Below are 16,806 nucleotides of genomic sequence, written 5' to 3'. Positions count from 1 at the left end.
GTCAGACCTCCGGGAAGTCGGCGACGATCCGGTCGACCAGCCCGGCGACGCCGAAGCGCACCGGGTCGGTGGCGGGCAGGCCGTGCTCGGCGGCGAGTTTGTCGAGAAGCGCCTTGGCCTCGCCCTCGCTGAGCGCCTGCGTGTTCACGGCAATGCCCACCGGGCGGATCGCCGGGTTGGTCAGGCTGCCGAGCTGCACGGTGAGGTCGATCACCTGCTGGAGGGTCGGCAACGGGTGTTTCACGCCCCGCATCGTGGTGCGGGTCGGCTCATGGCAGACCACGAAGGCGTCGGCCTGCGCACCGTGCAGGAGGCCCAGGCTGACCCCCGCGAAGGACGGGTGGAACAGCGAACCCTGCCCTTCCAGCAGGTCCCAGTGATTCGGGGCGGCCTCCGGCGAGATCGTCTCGACCGCACCGGAGATGAAGTCGGCCACCACCGCGTCGATGGCGACGCCCCGGCCGGAGATAAACACGCCGGTCTGTCCGGTGGCGCAGAAATCCGCGTCGAGGCCGCGCTCGCGCATGCCGCGCTCCAAGGCCAGCACGGTGTACTTCTTGCCGACCGAGCAGTCGGTGCCGACGGTGAGCAGGCGCCGGCCCGCGCGCTTGGTGCCCTTGCCGGTGGGGAAGCGCTCATCGGTGTGGCGGACGTCGTGGAGCTGGCGGCCGCGCCGGGCGGCGGCCTCCGCGATCGCCGGGACCGCACCGAGCTTGACATGCAGGCCGCTCGCCACGTCGAGACCGGCCTCGATCGCCGCCACGATCTCCTTGATCCAATGGTCCGGCAGCGTGCCGCCGGCGTTGACCACGCCGATCACCAGGGTCCGGCAGCCCTTGGCCAGGGCCTCCGGCAGGGTCATGTCGGGGATCCCCAGATCGGCCGCGCAGCCGGGGAGACGCATCTGGCCGACGCACCATTCCGGGCGCCAATCCTTGATGCCGTAGGCGGTCTTGGCCGCCAGCGTGTCGGGCACGTCACCCAGGAACATCAGATAGGGCGTGGCGATCTGCATCGGTCGAAAAGCCTTCTGGGGAAGCCGGCGGTCCGTCTATGCGGGATCGTGGCCGCCCGGCGCAATGCACGATGGCGGCCAGGGCGGTGGACGCCGCCCCTGTCCGGCGCATCGCCGGCATGTCCGGGCAGCGGTGGATTTCCCAGGCCGCTCCGTCCTTTCGGCCCGCGCGCCGGAACGGGCGGCATCCGCGCACGATTGCCGAGGGAGTCCCGCTCGCGATGGGCGGATTCTATCCGTCGAGCCGCCTTCCGCATCCGGAGGTCATCCGATGATCTTCATGACCGACGCTACAGGCGCCCTGACGTATGTCAGCTCCGAATGGCATGGCCTTACCGGGCAGGCCAGCCGCGACGCCGTCGGGCAGGGCTGGTTCGAGCGGCTCCACAGCGAGGACGGCGCAGTGCTGCGGGCGGTCATCAAGGAGGCCGCGGAGGCGCAGGCCGAGTTCACCGTCCAGTTCCGCCTGTCCAGCGAGGGCGGCGCGTCGATCTGGGCGATGGCCGGGGCGGTGCCTTCCTACGGGCCGCCCGGTCGAACCTTTCTGGGATTCCTGGGCTCGATCACCGAGATCACCCCCGGCAGCGAGGCCCTGCAGGCGCAGGGCGGCCTCGGGCGCTTCGTCCCGCCGCCGCCGAGTCCCTCCACGGCTCCGGTCTCGACCCTCGATCTCGTAGCCGACCATCTGCTGATCGCGCACGGCCTGATCGAAGAGGATGGCGGCAAGGCCGCGCTGGCGCCCCTGCAGGAGGCCCTGTTCCGGGTCGCGCAGGAGATCGCGCGGCTGATGGCGGTCTCGCCCGACGCATCCGGCGTCGGGGACGGCGAAACGGTTCACTGAGGCCGGCCCGGGCTCACCCGGACCGGCCGCGGCCATCAGGCGGCGCGTCGTCGCGCAACCACCGCCTCGTCCGCCACGGGCTCGACCGGGGCGATGACGCCCGTTGGCCGGACCATGCCCGCGGCGCCCGCGAGCCCCCCCTTGCGGAGTTCTAGTCCGAGGAAGCGCGCGCGCTCGAACGGACCCGGCAGGGTCAGCCCTTCGGTAAGCGCCTGGTCGAAGCCGAAGCGCGCGTAGTAGGGCGCGTCGCCGACGAGCAGCACCGCGCCGTGACCCAGCGATTCCGCCCGCCCGAGGGCGGCCTGCATCATCACCGAGCCGAGCCCCTGGCCCTGGATCGCCGGATCGACCGCGAGCGGCCCCAGCAGCAGCGCCGGGCGCGCGAGGCCGGCCTCGACGTGCCACAACCGCAGGGTGCCGACGAGGCGGCCGGCCCGGGTCGCCGCGAAGGCGAGGCCGCGGGCGGGACGCCGTCCCTCGCGCAGGCGCTCCGAGGTCCGGGCGCGTCGATTGCCGGCAAAACAGGCGTCCAGCAGGCGCTCGCGCGCCGGGACGTCGTGCAGGTGCTCTGCGCGGATCTCGATCATGGCAACGCCCTCCCCGGGCCGACAAGCGGGAGAAGCTATTTTTGGATGGCGGGCCGAGCGCCCTCCATCCCTGCGGCTTTCGAGATCGACGTCCGGCGGCCGTGGGCCACCGGAACGATCCGAAAAAAATCAGATGACGATCTGCTGGAGGGGCGGGAAGCCGTTGAAGGCCACCGCCGCGTAGGTCGTGGTGTAGGCGCCGGTGCCCTCGATCAGGACCTTGTCGCCGATCGAGAGCGAGACCGGCAGCGGGTAGAGCTGCCGCTCGTAGAGCACGTCCACCGAATCGCAGGTCGGGCCGGCGATGACACACGGCTCGGTCCGGTCCCCGTCCCGGGTGGTGCGGATCGGGTAGCGGATCGACTCGTCCATGGTCTCGGCGAGCCCGCCGAACTTGCCGATGTCGAGATAGACCCAGCGCACCTCGTCGGGATCGGCGGACTTCTTCGACACCAGCACGACTTCCGCCTCGATCAGGCCGGCATTGCCGACCATGCCGCGGCCTGGCTCGATGATCGTCTCCGGGATCTGGTTGCCGAAATGCTTGGTGAGGCCGCGGAAGATCGCCTCGCCGTAGCTCTCCACGCCCGGCACCGCCTTGAGGTACTTGGTCGGGAAACCGCCGCCGAGGTTGACCATCGACAGGCCGATGCCGCGCTCGGCGCATTCGCGGAAGATCGCCGCCGCGGAGCCCAGCGCGCCGTCCCAGGCCTCGGTGTTGCCCTGCTGCGAGCCGACGTGGAACGAGATGCCGTAGGCCTCCAGACCGTGCCGGTGGGCGTGCTCGAGCACGTCGGTCGCCATCTCGGGCACGCAGCCGAACTTGCGCGACAGCGGCCAGTCGGCGCCGGCGCCGTCGCACAGGATGCGGCAGAACACGCGCACGTCGGAGGCCGCGACCTCCACGGTCTCGGCGGCCCGGGCGATCTTGTCGACCTCGGCCTGGCAATCCACCGCGAACAGGCGGATGCCGAGCTTGAGCGCACGGCCGATGCAGCGCTCCTTCTTGATGGTGTTGCCGAAGGAGATCCGGTCCGGGGTGGCGCCGGCGGCCAGCGCCATCTCCATCTCGGCCACCGAGGCGGTATCGAAGCAGGAGCCCATCTCGGCGAGCAGGCGCAGCACCTCGGGGGCCGGATTGGCCTTCACGGCGTAGAACACGCGGGTGTCCGGCAGGGAGCGCGCGAAGGCGGTGTAGTTGTCGCGCACGACATCGAGGTCGAGGACCATCACGGGTCCCTCGTCCTGACCGAGGTCACGGCGCACGCGCAGGAAATCACGGATGCGATCGGTCATGGTCGTCTCCCGGCACGGGTTCGCGAGCGCCCGACTTGCGGGCGCGCTGTCGATGTGACGGCCCAACGGGCCGTCGGCGTCAGGGGGCGATGCGTCGCGCGGACCCACGCGCTTTGGAGACGCGTCGATCCATGCGGGCGCAGAGCACCCGGAAGCTGCCGTGGATTGGAAGGGAGGACCCCCACCGCACGCCGGGCAAAGAGAAACAAGCCTCTTCGGTGCCGGCCTTTGGAGGGCCGACGAGACCAAAAAAGCCCGTTCGTCGTTGCTTTAAGCTGCGTCCCCCGTGGAGAGCGGGGTTCGCCGGTTTCGCCTCCGGCTGCCGGTTGTTGTCGGGGTCCGGTGTTGCCACCTGGATGCCGGCCGTAGGGATCCACCCTTGCGACCATCGATCCTTTAAGACCCCTGGCGGCTGTCCGGCAGTTGACCGGATGCCCACCAACCGGCACGCGGCCACAGGCACGTGCGAAATTGGGCACCGCGCATATACGGAGAACGGCCCCCGACAACAAGGGGTTTCGGGCTCGATCGAGCCGTATTCCCCCGCGCGATCCGCCCACGGCCGCCGCCGTTGCAAAAACGCCGCATCCTGGACCAGCGGCCGGGTCGCGCGGGCTTCCCAAGCGGTCCGGAAGCGGGCATCTGACCGCCGGAGCGATGTCCTTAGTCGAGCGTGTGATGGCCGGGCCGAACAGATCGAGAGCGGTGCCGGATCGTCTCGCCATCGCGCCCGGCTCCGGCGCGGCGTCCTCATCATCCATCCGCACGGACCGAACCGGCTTCGGCGCCGGCACGACGGCCCAGGCGTGAGCGCCCCCGTGAACGCCCCCGTGAACGCCCCCCTGTGCATGAACGCGCGCAATCCTAGCGGAGACGGGCTCCCGGAGCCGGAGATCCGCACGGCCGGGCTCGCCGACCTCGACGCCCTCGTCGCCCTGGAACACGCCGCCTTCGCCACCGACCGGGCCGAGCGCCGGGCGATCCGCCACGCGATCCTGTCCCCGAGCATGGACGTCCTGGCGGCGCTGATCGCGGGGCCGGAGGGGGATGGCGATCCGGTCCTGGTCGGCGCGGCGGTGCTGGAGCGGCGACGCGGGAGCCGGATCGCCCGCCTCGCCTCGATCGCGGTGGCGCCCAACCGCGGCGGCCTCGGGCTCGGCGGCAAGCTCCTCGACGCCGCGGAGGCCCAGGCCCGCACCCATGGCTGCGACCGCCTGCGCCTCGAGGTCCGCGCGGACAACGGCGCCGGCATCCGTCTGTACCAGCGCCGGGGCTACACCCGCTTCGCCGTGCAGCCCGCCTATTACGAGGACGGGATGGAGGCCTGGCGCTACGAGCGCGGGCTGTAGGGAGCCGGTCGACGACGGGCGCAGGCCTGGGTTTGCGTTCGACCCGGCGATCGAGATGGACGCCCGCTCGAGCGCCGCGGCGACCCTGGCTTGGCGCCGCAGACCGACCCGCGACCCGTATGCGTCAAGCGACGGCGCGCGATGCGTCCCGCTCGGGGCCGGAGCCATTCAAGCCCGTCCGCTGGCTACGATCCATCGGCCCCTGCCGCAGCGCCAGCAAGAAGGCGCGGACCTGAGAATCGATCTGTACCGATTGCGACCGCATCGCGCGCGCGACCTCGAGGGCGCCGCCGGCCGCGCCCGCGGTTTCGCCGGCGACCGAGCGAACGCCCGAGATGCTTCCGGAGAGCTGGCTTGCCCCGTCCACGGCCTTCCGGACGTTGCGGGCGATCTCATGTGTCGCGGCATCCTGTTGCCCAATCGCCAAAGCCACGCTGGCGGCCGAGTCCAAGATGACGGCCATGACATCTGAGACCTGATCGTTGGCGACCACCGCACGGCGCGTACCGTCTTGGATCTCGGCGACGTGCGCGACGATGTCCTGCGTGGCCTTCGCCGTCTGGGCCGCGAGCGTCTTCACCTCGGCAGCCACCACGGCGAACCCCTTCCCCGCCTCGCCGGCGCGGGCCGCCTCGATGGTGGCGTTGAGCGCGAGCAGGTTCGTCTGTTCGGCGATCGCCTGCACCGAGGCCACGACCAGTCCGATACGCTCGCCCGTCGCGGCAAGGTCCCGCACTTGCCCGGCCGTTTCTCCGGCGGTGACGCTCCCCTGACGGACCGTTTGCGACATCCGGTCGATCTGCTGCGCGATCTCCTGGATCGACCCCGACAATTCCTGTGTGGCGGCGGATACGGCCGAGACATGCGCGGCGGTGTCGGTCGAGATCGTCGACGCGCTATCCGCCTCGCGGGCCGTCTGTGTCGAAATCGCCGTCAGCGCCTCCGCCATGTCGCCCATCTCGCGGGTGTTGCGGGCAACGGTCGTGACCACATCCTGCATGGCACCCTGGAAGCCGCTGAGCGTGTCCTCGAGCTGATCCAGGGTTCTGGCTTTCTCGACAGCGGCCATCTCGGCCTCCCGTTCGAGACGCTGGCGCGCCTGAGCGTCCATCTGCAGGATCTGCACGGCGCGCGCCATGGCGCCGACCTCGTCCCGACGCTGGGTGGCGGGGATGTCGCGGTCGAGATCCCCACGGCCGAGATCGATGAGGACATGGGTCAGTCTTCTGAGCGGCACCATCGCACGGTTCAGGACGCCCCAAAGAAGGGCGACGCTGACCAGGGTGATCGCGACACCGACGAGCACGGCGTGCTGCAACAACGCATCCAGGGTCGCCAGGAAGTCCGCCTTCTTCACGCCGACGTAGAGGATGCCGATCGTCTGGCCGCCGGCGTCCTGAATGGGCTCGTACCGGGTGAGATAGGCTGTGCCGAGAATATCCACCTCGCCGCGAAAGCCCCGGCCGTCACGCAGGACCGTGTCACGGGCGGCCCCGGCGGCGAGATGCGTTCCGATCGCGCGCCGGCCGTCCGGCGCCATCACATTGGTGGCGATCCGCGTATCGCCGAGGAACACGGTGGCGGTCCCTCCGAGAATGTCGCGGACACGATCGACCGCTGGATCGTCGGCGGCAATCGCGTGGCGCCCGATCACCAGCTGTCCGGTCGTGATCGCGAAGGCCGCCCCCGCCCCGCCCTCGTCGATGAGGGCTTGGCGAAGCAGGCGAAGATTGCTGTCGAGTGCCAGCTGGGCGCGATCCCGAAGTTCGCCACGCATCTCCGTCAGCATCAGGCCGGAAATGCTTGCGATCGACAATGCGATCAGCACGGTCACCAATATACCGACGCGAAAAGATATCGAATGTCTCGTATCTATCTCAAACATCGGTTATAAATATCCATATGACTGCCAATTTCTCGCAAGTCAATTTCACAGGCTCGAATTGATGTCAACATTTGAGTCATTTATACGGCTTACTGCCCGCAAAATGGCTTAATTTAATTCTCTACTCTGATGGATTTGAGATTATTTACAGCTCGGTCATTCGACCATCAATCGACGATCGAGCTGCTGTTTGCCGTATTTTGTATATCGCGCCTCCGAGATGGCGCGCCCGCGTCGAAACTGCGCGGCAGGCGAGCGGCGGCTTGCGGCCTGCACGCGGCCCCTCGCCCTGTTCCCGCCCTGTTAGGAGAGTCTTACGGGTCCGACCCTAAGCCCTGGGGCACCTTATGAAACCTCGCCGCGCATGAGGCGCCGTCCATGGCCGTGATCGCCGCCTTCGTGATCAATGCGGGGCTCAACTTCGTCCTCGGGCTGCTGATCGCACAGCTGCTCGGGCCCGCCGATTTCGGTCGGTTCGCGCTGGCGACCACCGGGGCGATCGTGCTCAACACGGTGCTGTTCGAGTGGCTGCGGCTGTCGGCGACGCGGTTCTACTCGGGGCGCGTGCGGGTGGACGAGCCCTGGATCCGCCATGGGCTCGACCGGGCCTACCTGCGCATCGGCCTGGTGCTGCTCTGCGCCGCCGCCCTGTGCGGGGCGTTCGGCTTCGGCGGCGGCGCGAGCGGGCGGGAGGCGGTCCTGTGCGGCACCGCCCTGGCCGCGCTCGGCATCGGGGTGTTCGACTACCACGCGGCCCTGGCGCGGGCGCGGTTCGACGGGAAGCTCTATCTCGGTCTCGTGGCGGTCAAGAACGTCTTGGCCTTCATCCTGATGGCGGCGGCCGCCTGGTGGCTGCCACAACCGGCCTGGGTGCTGGCGGCGGCGGGGCTCAGCCAGTTCGTCGCCGTGGTCCTGCTGCGCCACCCGCTGCGCGACCCGCGGAGTGCGTTCGAGCGGCCGCGCCTGACCGCGACCTGGCGGGTCTTCGCCCGCTACGGCCTGCCGCTGATCGCCGCCAACACCGCCTACCAATGCCTCGCCTTCGTGAACCGAGGCGCGATCGCCGGCCATGCGGGCTTCGCCGAGGCCGGCTACTTCGCGCTCGCCGCCGACGTGACCTCCCGCTCGCTGATGACGCTGGGCACCGCGCTGGACTTGCTGCTGTTCCAGTTCGCCGTGCAGGCCGAGGAGCAGCACGGCCGCGCGGCGGCCGAGGCGCAGGTGGCCGAGAATGCCGGAACCGTGTTCGCCCTGCTGGCACCCTGCGCGGTCGGCTTCTGGGCGGTGCTGCCGGCGCTCCAGGGGCTGGTGGTGCCCGATGCCTATCGCGGCCCGTTCGAGAGCTACAGCGTCGCGCTGATGCCCGGCCTGTTCTGCCTGGCGATGATGTTCTACGCCCTCAACCCGGTCTTCCAGATCCGCCGCCGGACCTTTCCGGTGATCGCGGCGGCCCTGGTCGGGCTCGCGGTCAACGGGGCCGGCCTCCTGCTCCTGCCCGACCGGATGGGCGGGATGGGCGTCGCCCTGGCCCAGACGCTGGGCCTCGCCGCCGCCGCGCTCTGGCTCGGCTGGCGGGCGCTGACCGGCCCGGAGCGGATCGTGCTGCCCTGGGGCCAGATCGGTGCGGCGACCCTCGCCTGCGGGGCGATGGGCCTGGCGCTCGCGCCGTTCCGGCACCTGCCGCCCGCCGCCGCCCTGGCGGTTCTGGTCCCGGCCGGGGCGGTCCTGTACGGGGCGCTGGTCTGGATCTTCGACATCGCCGGCCTGCGCCGGCAGGTCGCGTCGCGCCTGCGCCCGGACCGGACGATCGCGGCGGAGTAGCCGCCCCCGATGCTCAACGTCCACGCTTCGCCAAGCCCGCGACGCCACCTCCGCTTGAATCCGCCGCGCGTTCCGGCGAAACCGGGCCTGGAACGAGTCCAAAAAGAACCGGGGCGGAGACGATGGGCGGCTACGAGCCCGGCAGCGAGGCGGAAGCAAAGGACATCGTGCGCGCGGCCGCCGGGCGCGGCGAGCGCCTGCGGCTCGCCGGTGGCGGCACCGCGTCGGGGCTCGGCCGCCCGGCGCAGGACAATGCGACGCTCTCGGCCCGGAAGCTCGACGGCGTCACGCTCTATGAGCCCGCCGAGATGGTGGTGTCGGCGCGCGCGGGCACACCGCTCGCGGAGGTCGAGGCGCTGCTGGCCTCCCGGGGCCAGATGCTGCCGTTCGAGCCGATGGACTTTCGCACTCTCTACGGCACCGGCGGTGAGCCGACCCTGGGCGCGGTCGCCGCGACCAACAATGCCGGCCCCCGCCGGATCAATGCCGGGGCGGCCCGCGACAGCCTGATCGGCGTGCGCTTCGTCAACGGGCGTGGCGAGGCGATCAAGTCGGGCGGCCGGGTGATGAAGAACGTCACCGGGCTCGACCTAGTGAAGCTGATGGCCGGCGCCCACGGCACGCTCGGGCTGCTCACCGAAGTCACCTTCAAGGTGCTGCCGGCCTGCGAGCGCGTCGCCACCCTGGTGTTTCCCGGCCTGGACGATGCCCGCGCGGTCGCGGCCCTGGCGGCGGCCCTCGGCTCGCCGTTCGAGCTCACCGGCGCGGCGCACCTGCCGGCCGGGATCGGCGCCTCGGCGGCGCGGACGCTGATGCGCCTCGAAGGATTCGCGGAGTCGATCGACTACCGGACCGGCGAGTTGCGCCGCCTGCTCAAGCGCTTCGGAACGCCCGAGCTGGTGGAGGGCGAGGCCGGCACCGCCCTGTGGCAGGCGGTGCGGGATGCCGCCCCGCTCGCCGAGCCCCGGGAGGCCGCCCTGTGGCGGATCTCGACCGCGCCCAGTCAGGGCCCGGCCCTGGTGGCGGCGATCGCGGCCGAGCGCGCGGCACGCTGGTTCTACGATTGGGGCGGCGGCCTGATCTGGCTCGCCACGGAATCGGCCGGCGATGCCGGCGCCGCCGTCGTGCGCGCGGCCGTGCGGGCCCAGGGCGGCCATGCGACGCTGGTGCGCGCCCCCGATGCGGTCCGGGCCGCCGTGCCGGTGTTCCAGCCCCTGGCGGAGCCGCTGATGCGGATCACCGCCGGGATCAAGACGGCGCACGATCCCGCCGGGGTGCTGAACCCGGGCCGGATGTACGCGGGCGTGTGAGTCCGGTCCCCTCTCCGCCCGGAGAGGAGAGCAGCAGGAAGGCATCGTGCAGACCAATTTCAATCTCGCCCAGCTCGCCGATCCCGCCATGGCGGCGTCGGAAAAGATCCTGCGGACCTGCGTGCATTGCGGCTTCTGCACGGCGACCTGCCCGACCTACCTGCTGCTGGGTGACGAGCTCGATTCACCGCGCGGCCGGATCTACCTGATCAAGGATATGCTGGAGGGCGGGAAGCCTGCCTCGCAGGAGGTGGTGAAGCACATCGACCGCTGCCTTTCCTGCCTGTCCTGCATGACCACCTGCCCGTCCGGAGTGCATTACATGCACCTCGTCGACCACGCCCGGGCGCATATCGAGACGACCTTCGCGCGCCCGACGGACGATCGGTTCCTGCGCGCGCTGCTGGCGCAGGTCCTGCCCTATCCGAACCGGTTCCGGCTGGCGCTGGTCGCCGCCAAGCTCGGCGCGCCGTTCCGGGGGCTGGTGGCGCGGCTGCCGCGGGTGGGCAACCGGCTCGCCGCGATGCTCGACCTCGCCCCGGCGCGGCTGCCCGGACGCGAGCCGACCAACCGGGTCGGGCGCTTCCCGCCGGCGGGCGGCCAGGCGACGAGGCGCGTCGCCCTGCTGCGCGGCTGCGCCCAGAGCGTGCTGCGGCCGGACTTCAACGCGGCGGCGATCCGGCTGCTCAACCGGCACGGAGTCGAGGTCGTCCATGCCGAGGAGGGCTGCTGCGGGGCGCTGACCCACCACATGGGCAAGGAGGCCTCGTCCCACGCCCACGCCAAGCGGACGATCGATATCTGGGACGCGGAGATCGCCAAGGGTCTCGACGCGATCCTGGTCACGGCCTCGGGCTGCGGCACGACGATCAAGGATTACGGCTTCATGTTCCGCGACGACCCGGCCTACGCCGAGAAGGCGAAGCGGGTCTCGAGCCTCGCGAAGGACGTGACCGAGTACGTGGCGCAGCTCGATCTGGCGGCGACCGCGGAGAGCGACCTCGTGGTGGCCTACCACTCGGCCTGCTCGATGCAGCACGGCCAGGGCATCCGGACCGAGCCGAAGACGCTGCTCAAGCGCGCGGGCTTCACCGTGAAGGACGTGCCGGAGGGCCATATCTGCTGCGGCTCGGCCGGGACCTACAACATCCTGCAGCCCGAGCTCGCCGCCAAGCTGCGCGCCCGCAAGGTCGCCAACATCGAGCGCATCCGCCCCGACGTGATCGCCACCGGCAACATCGGCTGCGCCACGCAGATCGGCAAAGGCACCGGCATCCCGATCGTGCACACGGTGGAGCTGCTCGACTGGGCGACCGGCGGCCCAAGGCCCGCCGCGCTCGACGGCGTCACGCCGCGGCTGGAGGCGGCGGAGTAGGATTGCGGCCGGATGCGGGCGGCCCTCTCCCTCCCGCAGGGGGGAGGGCAACGCGCCTGGGTTCGGCCGTTGCCCTCAATCTGTCAGCGACGCGCGAACATCGTAGCTCTGCGGGATCGGGAGCGTGCGTGACCCGAGCGTCCGCTGTCGGACGCGATCTAAAAAAATCCCCCGACCGGTCCGAAGCACCGCGACCCACCGCCGTGACGATACCGTGACATCGTCCCGCGCTTGACCCTTGCCAAATCCCCGTGCCCGTCTGTAATGATACTGACCCTTCTCCGGTCCCGCCGGCCGTCGTAACGGCTTGCGGACGCGGCCGAATTCCTTCGAGAAAACGGACGCGGCGTCGCGGCGGGCCTGTTTGCCCGCCTGGCGGCGACGGGTGTTTTCCCGATCGGGCAGGTGTCGCACGACGCGGTGGAGCTGTTCCGCCGCATCCAGATTTCACGGCCGGTCCCATCCGGCCGAGATTGTTTCGCGAGGTCGGAACCAGGATGAACGGACGCACGGCTCAGCATGGCGCTGCGCGTGCCCCGGAGGCGCAGGATCTGCGTCGCACCGGCCCGTTCAGCCTACCGGCCAAGTTCAACCCCAGGCGCCCAGGGCGCCGAACGGCGGTTGACGGCAATTTCCCCTCGAACCCAGCCGCCTCGGCGACGAGGCCGGCTCCATGCGCGACCGTTCTGAGGTCGTGCGAGGCGCCGCCGGGACCACGGGCACGGAGAACGACGTCGGCCGCCATGCCGAGAGTCCGACATGGCCAACAAAATGCTGATCGACGCGATGCACCCGGAGGAGACCCGGGTCGTCACGGTCCACGGGTCTAGGGTCGAGGAGTTCGACTTCGAAGCCGCCAACCGGCGCCAGCTGCGCGGCAACATCTACCTCGCCAAGGTCACCCGGGTGGAGCCGTCGCTCCAGGCGGCCTTCGTCGAGTACGGCGGCAACCGCCACGGATTCCTCGCCTTCAACGAGATCCACCCCGACTATTACCAGATCCCGCTGGCCGACCGGCAGGCGCTGCTGGAGGACGAGGCGCGCGATGCCGAGGAGCACCGCGAGCGCGAGGAGCGCCGTCGCCGGTCGCCCCGCCGCTCCCGCGGACGCCGCGCCGAGGCGCGCTCGCGCACCGACGAGACGGTGAGCGCCGAGGACGCGTCCGAGGCCCCGCTGGGCCTGGACGCCCAGCAGGATTCGGGCTTCCAGCCGGCCGCCGAGACCGCGCACGCCGAGACCCCGCACGCGGACGCGTCGCAGGGCGAGGATCACACTGCGGCGCACGAGGCCGGGTCCGCCCCGGACGGGACGCCCGACACCCTCGCCGAGAACCCGGAAGCCGTGCAGGAGGCGATCACCTCCGAGACCGCCGCCGGCGACATCCCCGAGCATTCTGCCGAGGCGGCGCCGGCCGTCGAGGCCCACGCCGAGGCCGGCGAGCGGCAGACGGCCGACCATGACGACACGGTCGAGCCCGAGGCCGTGGTCGCCGTGGCCGAGGCCCTGACCGTCGCCGACGCGCCGGCCGAGACGATCGCCGAGGATGCCGTCGAGGCGTCCGGCCGCGGCGCGTCCGCGACGGGCGAGGCCGACGACGAGGCCGAGCTTGAGACCGACCTTGAGACCGACTTGGAGGACGAGGAGTCCGAGGACGACGAAGACGATTCGGACGAGGACGACTCGGACGACGAGGACGAGGACGAGTCCGACGAGGAATCGGATGAGGAGTCGGACGAGGATTCCGACGACCCCGATGCCGAGCCCCGGATCGCGCAGGTCGGCGGCAACGGCGACGCGCTGGCCGAGATCCCCGAGCGGCCGCGTCACTACCGCCGCCACTACAAGATCCAGGAGGTGATCAAGCGCCGCCAGATCATCCTGGTGCAGGTGGTCAAGGAAGAGCGCGGCACGAAGGGCGCGGCGCTCACCACCTACCTGTCGCTCGCCGGACGCTACTCGGTCCTGATGCCCAACACCGGCCGTGGCGGCGGCATCTCCCGCAAGATCACCTCGGCCGCCGACCGCAAGCGCCTCAAGGAGGTCGTGGCCGACCTGGAGGTGCCGGACGGCATGGGCGTGATCCTGCGCACCGCCGGCGCCTCGCGCTCCAAGCCCGAGATCGCCCGCGACTTCGAGTACCTGATGCGGCTCTGGGAATCGGTCCGCGAGCTGACCCTGACCTCGATGGCGCCGGCCCTGGTCTACGAGGAGGGATCGCTGATCAAGCGGGCCATCCGCGACCTCTACAACAAGGACCTGGACGAGGTTCTGGTCTCCGGCGAGGAGGCCTATGCCGAGGCCAAGGACTTCATGCGGATGCTGATGCCCGGCCAGTCCAAAGTCGTGAAGCCCTATCGCGACTCGACGCCGATCTTCGCCCGCTACGGCGTCGAGCAGCAGCTCGACGCGATGTTCTCGACCCACGTCTCGCTGAAGTCCGGCGGCTACCTGGTCATCAACCCGACCGAGGCGCTGGTCTCGATCGACGTGAACTCGGGCCGCTCGACCCGCGAGCACGACATCGAGGACACCGCGCTGCGGACGAACTTGGAGGCGGCCGAGGAGGTCGCCCGCCAACTGCGCCTGCGCGACCTCGCGGGCCTGATCGTCATCGACTTCATCGACATGGAGGAGAAGCGCAACAACCGCGCGGTCGAGAAGAAGCTCAACGACTGCCTGAAGAACGACCGCGCGCGCATCCAGGTCGGCCGGATCTCGCCCTTCGGCCTGATGGAGATGAGCCGCCAGCGCATCCGCACCGGCGTGCTCGAGTCGTCCTCGATTCCCTGCGTGCATTGCGGCGGCTCGGGCTACGTGCGGGCCACCGCCTCCGTGGCGCTGCACATCCTGCGCTCCATCGAGGAGGCGCTGCTCAAGTCGGCCTCCCACAACCTGATCCTGCGCACCAAGACCGAGGTGGCGCTGTACATCCTCAACCAGAAGCGCGGGCACCTGCGCGAGCTGGAAATACGCTTCGGCGTCACGCTCACGATCGCGGCCGACGAGCGGCTGCCGGTGACCACCGCGTTCCAGCTCGACCGCGGCGAGCCGGCCCAGCGGGCGGAGGGTCCGGTGACGGGCGTACGCGCGCAGGCGATCTCGCCCGCCATGGAGTTCGAGGACGAGGACGACGTCGAGGAGACCGACCTGGCCGAGGCTGAGTCCGAGGGTGACGCCGAAGAGGTGCGGACCGAGACTCGCGAGGACGGCTCATCGCGCGAGGACGGCGCCCGCGAGGACGAGACCCGCGACGAAGGCGACGGCCGTCGCCGCCGCCGTCGGCGTCGTCGGCGCGGCGGTCGCCAGGACGGTCGGTCCGAGGAGGGCCAGGCCGACGGCGAGCGTCAGGACTCCGACGACCCGGACGAGGAGCGTGGCACCGAGGACCCGTCCGATTCCGACGAGGCCGCCGAGGCCCCGATCGCGGCCGTGGCCGCCGAGGGAGCGGGGTCCGACGAGACCGTGGCCGTCGCGGACGAGTCCACCCGGTCCGAGGAGGACGGCACGCGCCGCCGTCGCCGCGGACGGCGGGGCGGTCGTGGTCGCGCCGAGGGTCGCACCCGCGAGGGTGGCGACGCGGAGGGTTCCGCGGAGGTGGATTCCGACGCGGTCGCCCTGTCGGCCGAGGAGCCGGTGAGCGCCGAGGCGGTGGCCGAGGCAGTCGAGGCCGCGCCGTCCCCCGTCCACGACGAGGTCGCCGTCGAGTTGCCGGTCGCGGCCGCTCCGGAGTCCGCGGAACGGTTCGAGAGGCAGGCTGCGGAGCGGTTCGAGACGCAGGCCGCGGAAGCCCCGCCCGAGGCGGCGCCGACGGAGGCCGCCCCGCCGCCGGAGCCGGTTGCGGTGGTGCTGACCCAGCCCAGCGATCCGGACCGGCCCAAGCGCGCCGGCTGGTGGTCCCGCACCAAGGCCGCCCTGACCGGCGAGTGAGATATGACGGCGCCCCCGGACGGTTTTCGTCCGGGGGCGCCGTCCGGGAAACGGGCGGCTTCGCCCAATTCCAATAAGGGCGGGTTATCCTTCATCTTCGGTTGAAGGTTCCGTGCAAATATGGCTCCCGAATCGACGTTCGCAGGAGCCCTCGCATGTTGAGTTTGCGCCGCAAGCGCCCGGCCCCGGAGCTGGCCGGGACCGCGGTGACGGCCGACGCCCAGACGTCCGCGCCCGTGTCGACGACCGTCCTGGAAAGCGTCCCGCAGGCTGCTGCCGCGCCCGACCGCGAATTGTTGGCGCTCCTGGCGCGCCTGTCGGCCGCGGCCTCGGATGCCGGCACCTCGATCGGCTGGATGACGCACGACGCCTCCGGCACCGCCGAGCAGGCCCGGCTGATCGCCGCCGCCAGCGAGGAACTCGCCGCCAGCACCAGCGAGATCGCGGCGCGCTCCTCCTCGGCGGCCGAGACCGCCGAGACCGCCCGCGCCGGCATCGCCACCTGCGTCGACGACCTCCAGCGCGCCAGCGACGGCATGCGCGGGATCGAGCAGGGCACCGACGAGATCGGCAGCCGGCTCGACAGCTTCTCGGCCGCCGCCCTGCGAATCGAGGAGATGGCCGGGACCATCGCGGCGATCTCGGCCCAGACCAACCTGCTGGCGCTCAACGCCACCATCGAGGCCGCCCGGGCCGGCGAGGCCGGCCGAGGCTTCGCGGTCGTGGCCGCGGAAGTGAAGATGCTCTCCGCGCAGACCGCGAAGGCGACGGACGAGATCCGCGCCCGGCTCGGCGGACTTCGTGAAGAAATGGCGGCGATGCAGGCGGCGGTCACGCGCAGCCGCAGCGCCGTGGAGACCGGCGCAGCCGCCATGGTGCGGGCCAACGTCCGGGTCGAGGTGGAGAGCGGCGCCGTCGCCACGGTGGCGGCCCAGATGCGCGAGGCCTCCGAGATCATGGGCCAGCAGATCCAGGCCACCGGTGAGATCGCCCGGAGCGTCGGCCGGATCGCGGAGGGCACCGACAAGGGCCGCCGGGAGATCGGCGACGCGCTCGGCCAGCTCGACCGGATCGAGGATCTCGGCCGCACCCTGCTCGACCGGCAGGCCGGGAGCGACACGGCGATGCGGCTCGCCCGCATCCCGGCGGATTGCGCGGCCTGGCGCCGGGCCATGGCGGCGACCCTGGTGGGGATGCGCCCGGCCGACACGCCGCCGGTCGGCATCCCCGCCGATCCGGCCCGACCGGCCGCCGTGGAATCGGCCCTCACCCGGGCCCGGGAGCTCGCCGCGGCCTTGGGCCGCCACGTGCGGGCCCACGCCTGGGACGAGGCCACAACGGCCTTCACCGGATTCGAGGCGGCCCTGGTCGAAGCGAAGGCGGCGGCGGAGGCTTGAGCC

At 71.1% G+C, this 16,806-nt stretch carries 11 protein-coding genes; 7 read left to right on the top strand and 4 right to left on the bottom strand.

Translation table 11 applies throughout. The features are described 5' to 3' along the window. Position 1: 1 nt before the first annotated feature. The gene (gene dgcN / locus AC0IY0_RS21570; RefSeq protein WP_147906470.1) at positions 2-1,015 is read right to left on the bottom strand and encodes an N-acetyltransferase DgcN; all 1,014 of its coding nucleotides are present in this window, start codon (positions 1,013-1,015) and stop codon (positions 2-4) included. A 271-nt stretch (positions 1,016-1,286) separates the two neighbouring features. Here dgcN and AC0IY0_RS21565 point away from each other — a divergent pair, with 271 nt between their 5' ends. Continuing rightward, on the top strand, positions 1,287-1,856 hold the full coding sequence (locus AC0IY0_RS21565) for a PAS domain-containing protein (protein ID WP_147906471.1): 570 nt from the start codon (positions 1,287-1,289) through the stop codon (positions 1,854-1,856). Between the two features lie 35 nt (positions 1,857-1,891). Here the strand turns inward: AC0IY0_RS21565 and AC0IY0_RS21560 are convergent, their stop codons facing one another. Next, the gene (locus AC0IY0_RS21560) at positions 1,892-2,443 is read right to left on the bottom strand and encodes a GNAT family N-acetyltransferase (RefSeq protein WP_471765443.1); all 552 of its coding nucleotides are present in this window, start codon (positions 2,441-2,443) and stop codon (positions 1,892-1,894) included. A 129-nt stretch (positions 2,444-2,572) separates the two neighbouring features. Then, the gene (locus AC0IY0_RS21555; RefSeq protein ID WP_471765441.1) at positions 2,573-3,739 is read right to left on the bottom strand and encodes a type III PLP-dependent enzyme; all 1,167 of its coding nucleotides are present in this window, start codon (positions 3,737-3,739) and stop codon (positions 2,573-2,575) included. An 848-nt stretch (positions 3,740-4,587) separates the two neighbouring features. Here AC0IY0_RS21555 and AC0IY0_RS21550 point away from each other — a divergent pair. Beyond that, positions 4,588-5,088 (top strand): GNAT family N-acetyltransferase, encoded by a 501-nt coding sequence (locus tag AC0IY0_RS21550; protein ID WP_471765467.1) that lies wholly within the window; start codon positions 4,588-4,590, stop codon positions 5,086-5,088. A gap of 124 nt (positions 5,089-5,212) precedes the next feature. Here AC0IY0_RS21550 and AC0IY0_RS21545 read toward each other — a convergent pair whose 3' ends face one another. Then, positions 5,213-6,922 (bottom strand): methyl-accepting chemotaxis protein, encoded by a 1,710-nt coding sequence (locus tag AC0IY0_RS21545; protein WP_471765439.1) that lies wholly within the window; start codon positions 6,920-6,922, stop codon positions 5,213-5,215. 429 nt (positions 6,923-7,351) lie between these two features. On the opposite strand from AC0IY0_RS21545, the gene AC0IY0_RS21540 reads away from it, so the two are divergent. From AC0IY0_RS21540 to AC0IY0_RS21520, 5 genes are all read left to right on the top strand, one after another. Beyond that, positions 7,352-8,794: a lipopolysaccharide biosynthesis protein gene (locus tag AC0IY0_RS21540; RefSeq protein ID WP_147906475.1), complete on the top strand. Its 1,443-nt coding sequence runs from the start codon at positions 7,352-7,354 to the stop codon at positions 8,792-8,794. Positions 8,795-8,916: 122 nt separating this feature from the next. Continuing rightward, positions 8,917-10,104 carry an FAD-binding protein gene (locus AC0IY0_RS21535; protein ID WP_471765437.1) on the top strand — a complete coding sequence of 396 codons (1,188 nt, stop codon included), beginning with the start codon at positions 8,917-8,919 and terminating at the stop codon, positions 10,102-10,104. A 46-nt stretch (positions 10,105-10,150) separates the two neighbouring features. Beyond that, positions 10,151-11,479, top strand: a complete 1,329-nt coding sequence (gene glcF, locus AC0IY0_RS21530; RefSeq protein ID WP_147906477.1) for a glycolate oxidase subunit GlcF — start codon at positions 10,151-10,153, stop codon at positions 11,477-11,479. Between the two features lie 759 nt (positions 11,480-12,238). Continuing rightward, positions 12,239-15,406, top strand: coding sequence for an Rne/Rng family ribonuclease (locus tag AC0IY0_RS21525; protein WP_471765435.1), 3,168 nt, complete (start codon positions 12,239-12,241; stop codon positions 15,404-15,406). A 155-nt stretch (positions 15,407-15,561) separates the two neighbouring features. Further along, the gene (locus AC0IY0_RS21520; RefSeq protein WP_471765433.1) at positions 15,562-16,803 is read left to right on the top strand and encodes a methyl-accepting chemotaxis protein; all 1,242 of its coding nucleotides are present in this window, start codon (positions 15,562-15,564) and stop codon (positions 16,801-16,803) included. The last annotated feature ends 3 nt before the right edge of the window (positions 16,804-16,806 follow it).

The sequence above is a fragment of the Methylobacterium sp. AC315 genome (genome assembly GCF_979253755.1).
Note: the sequence above shows the minus strand (reverse complement) of the source record. Positions and strands in the feature narration are given on the sequence as shown.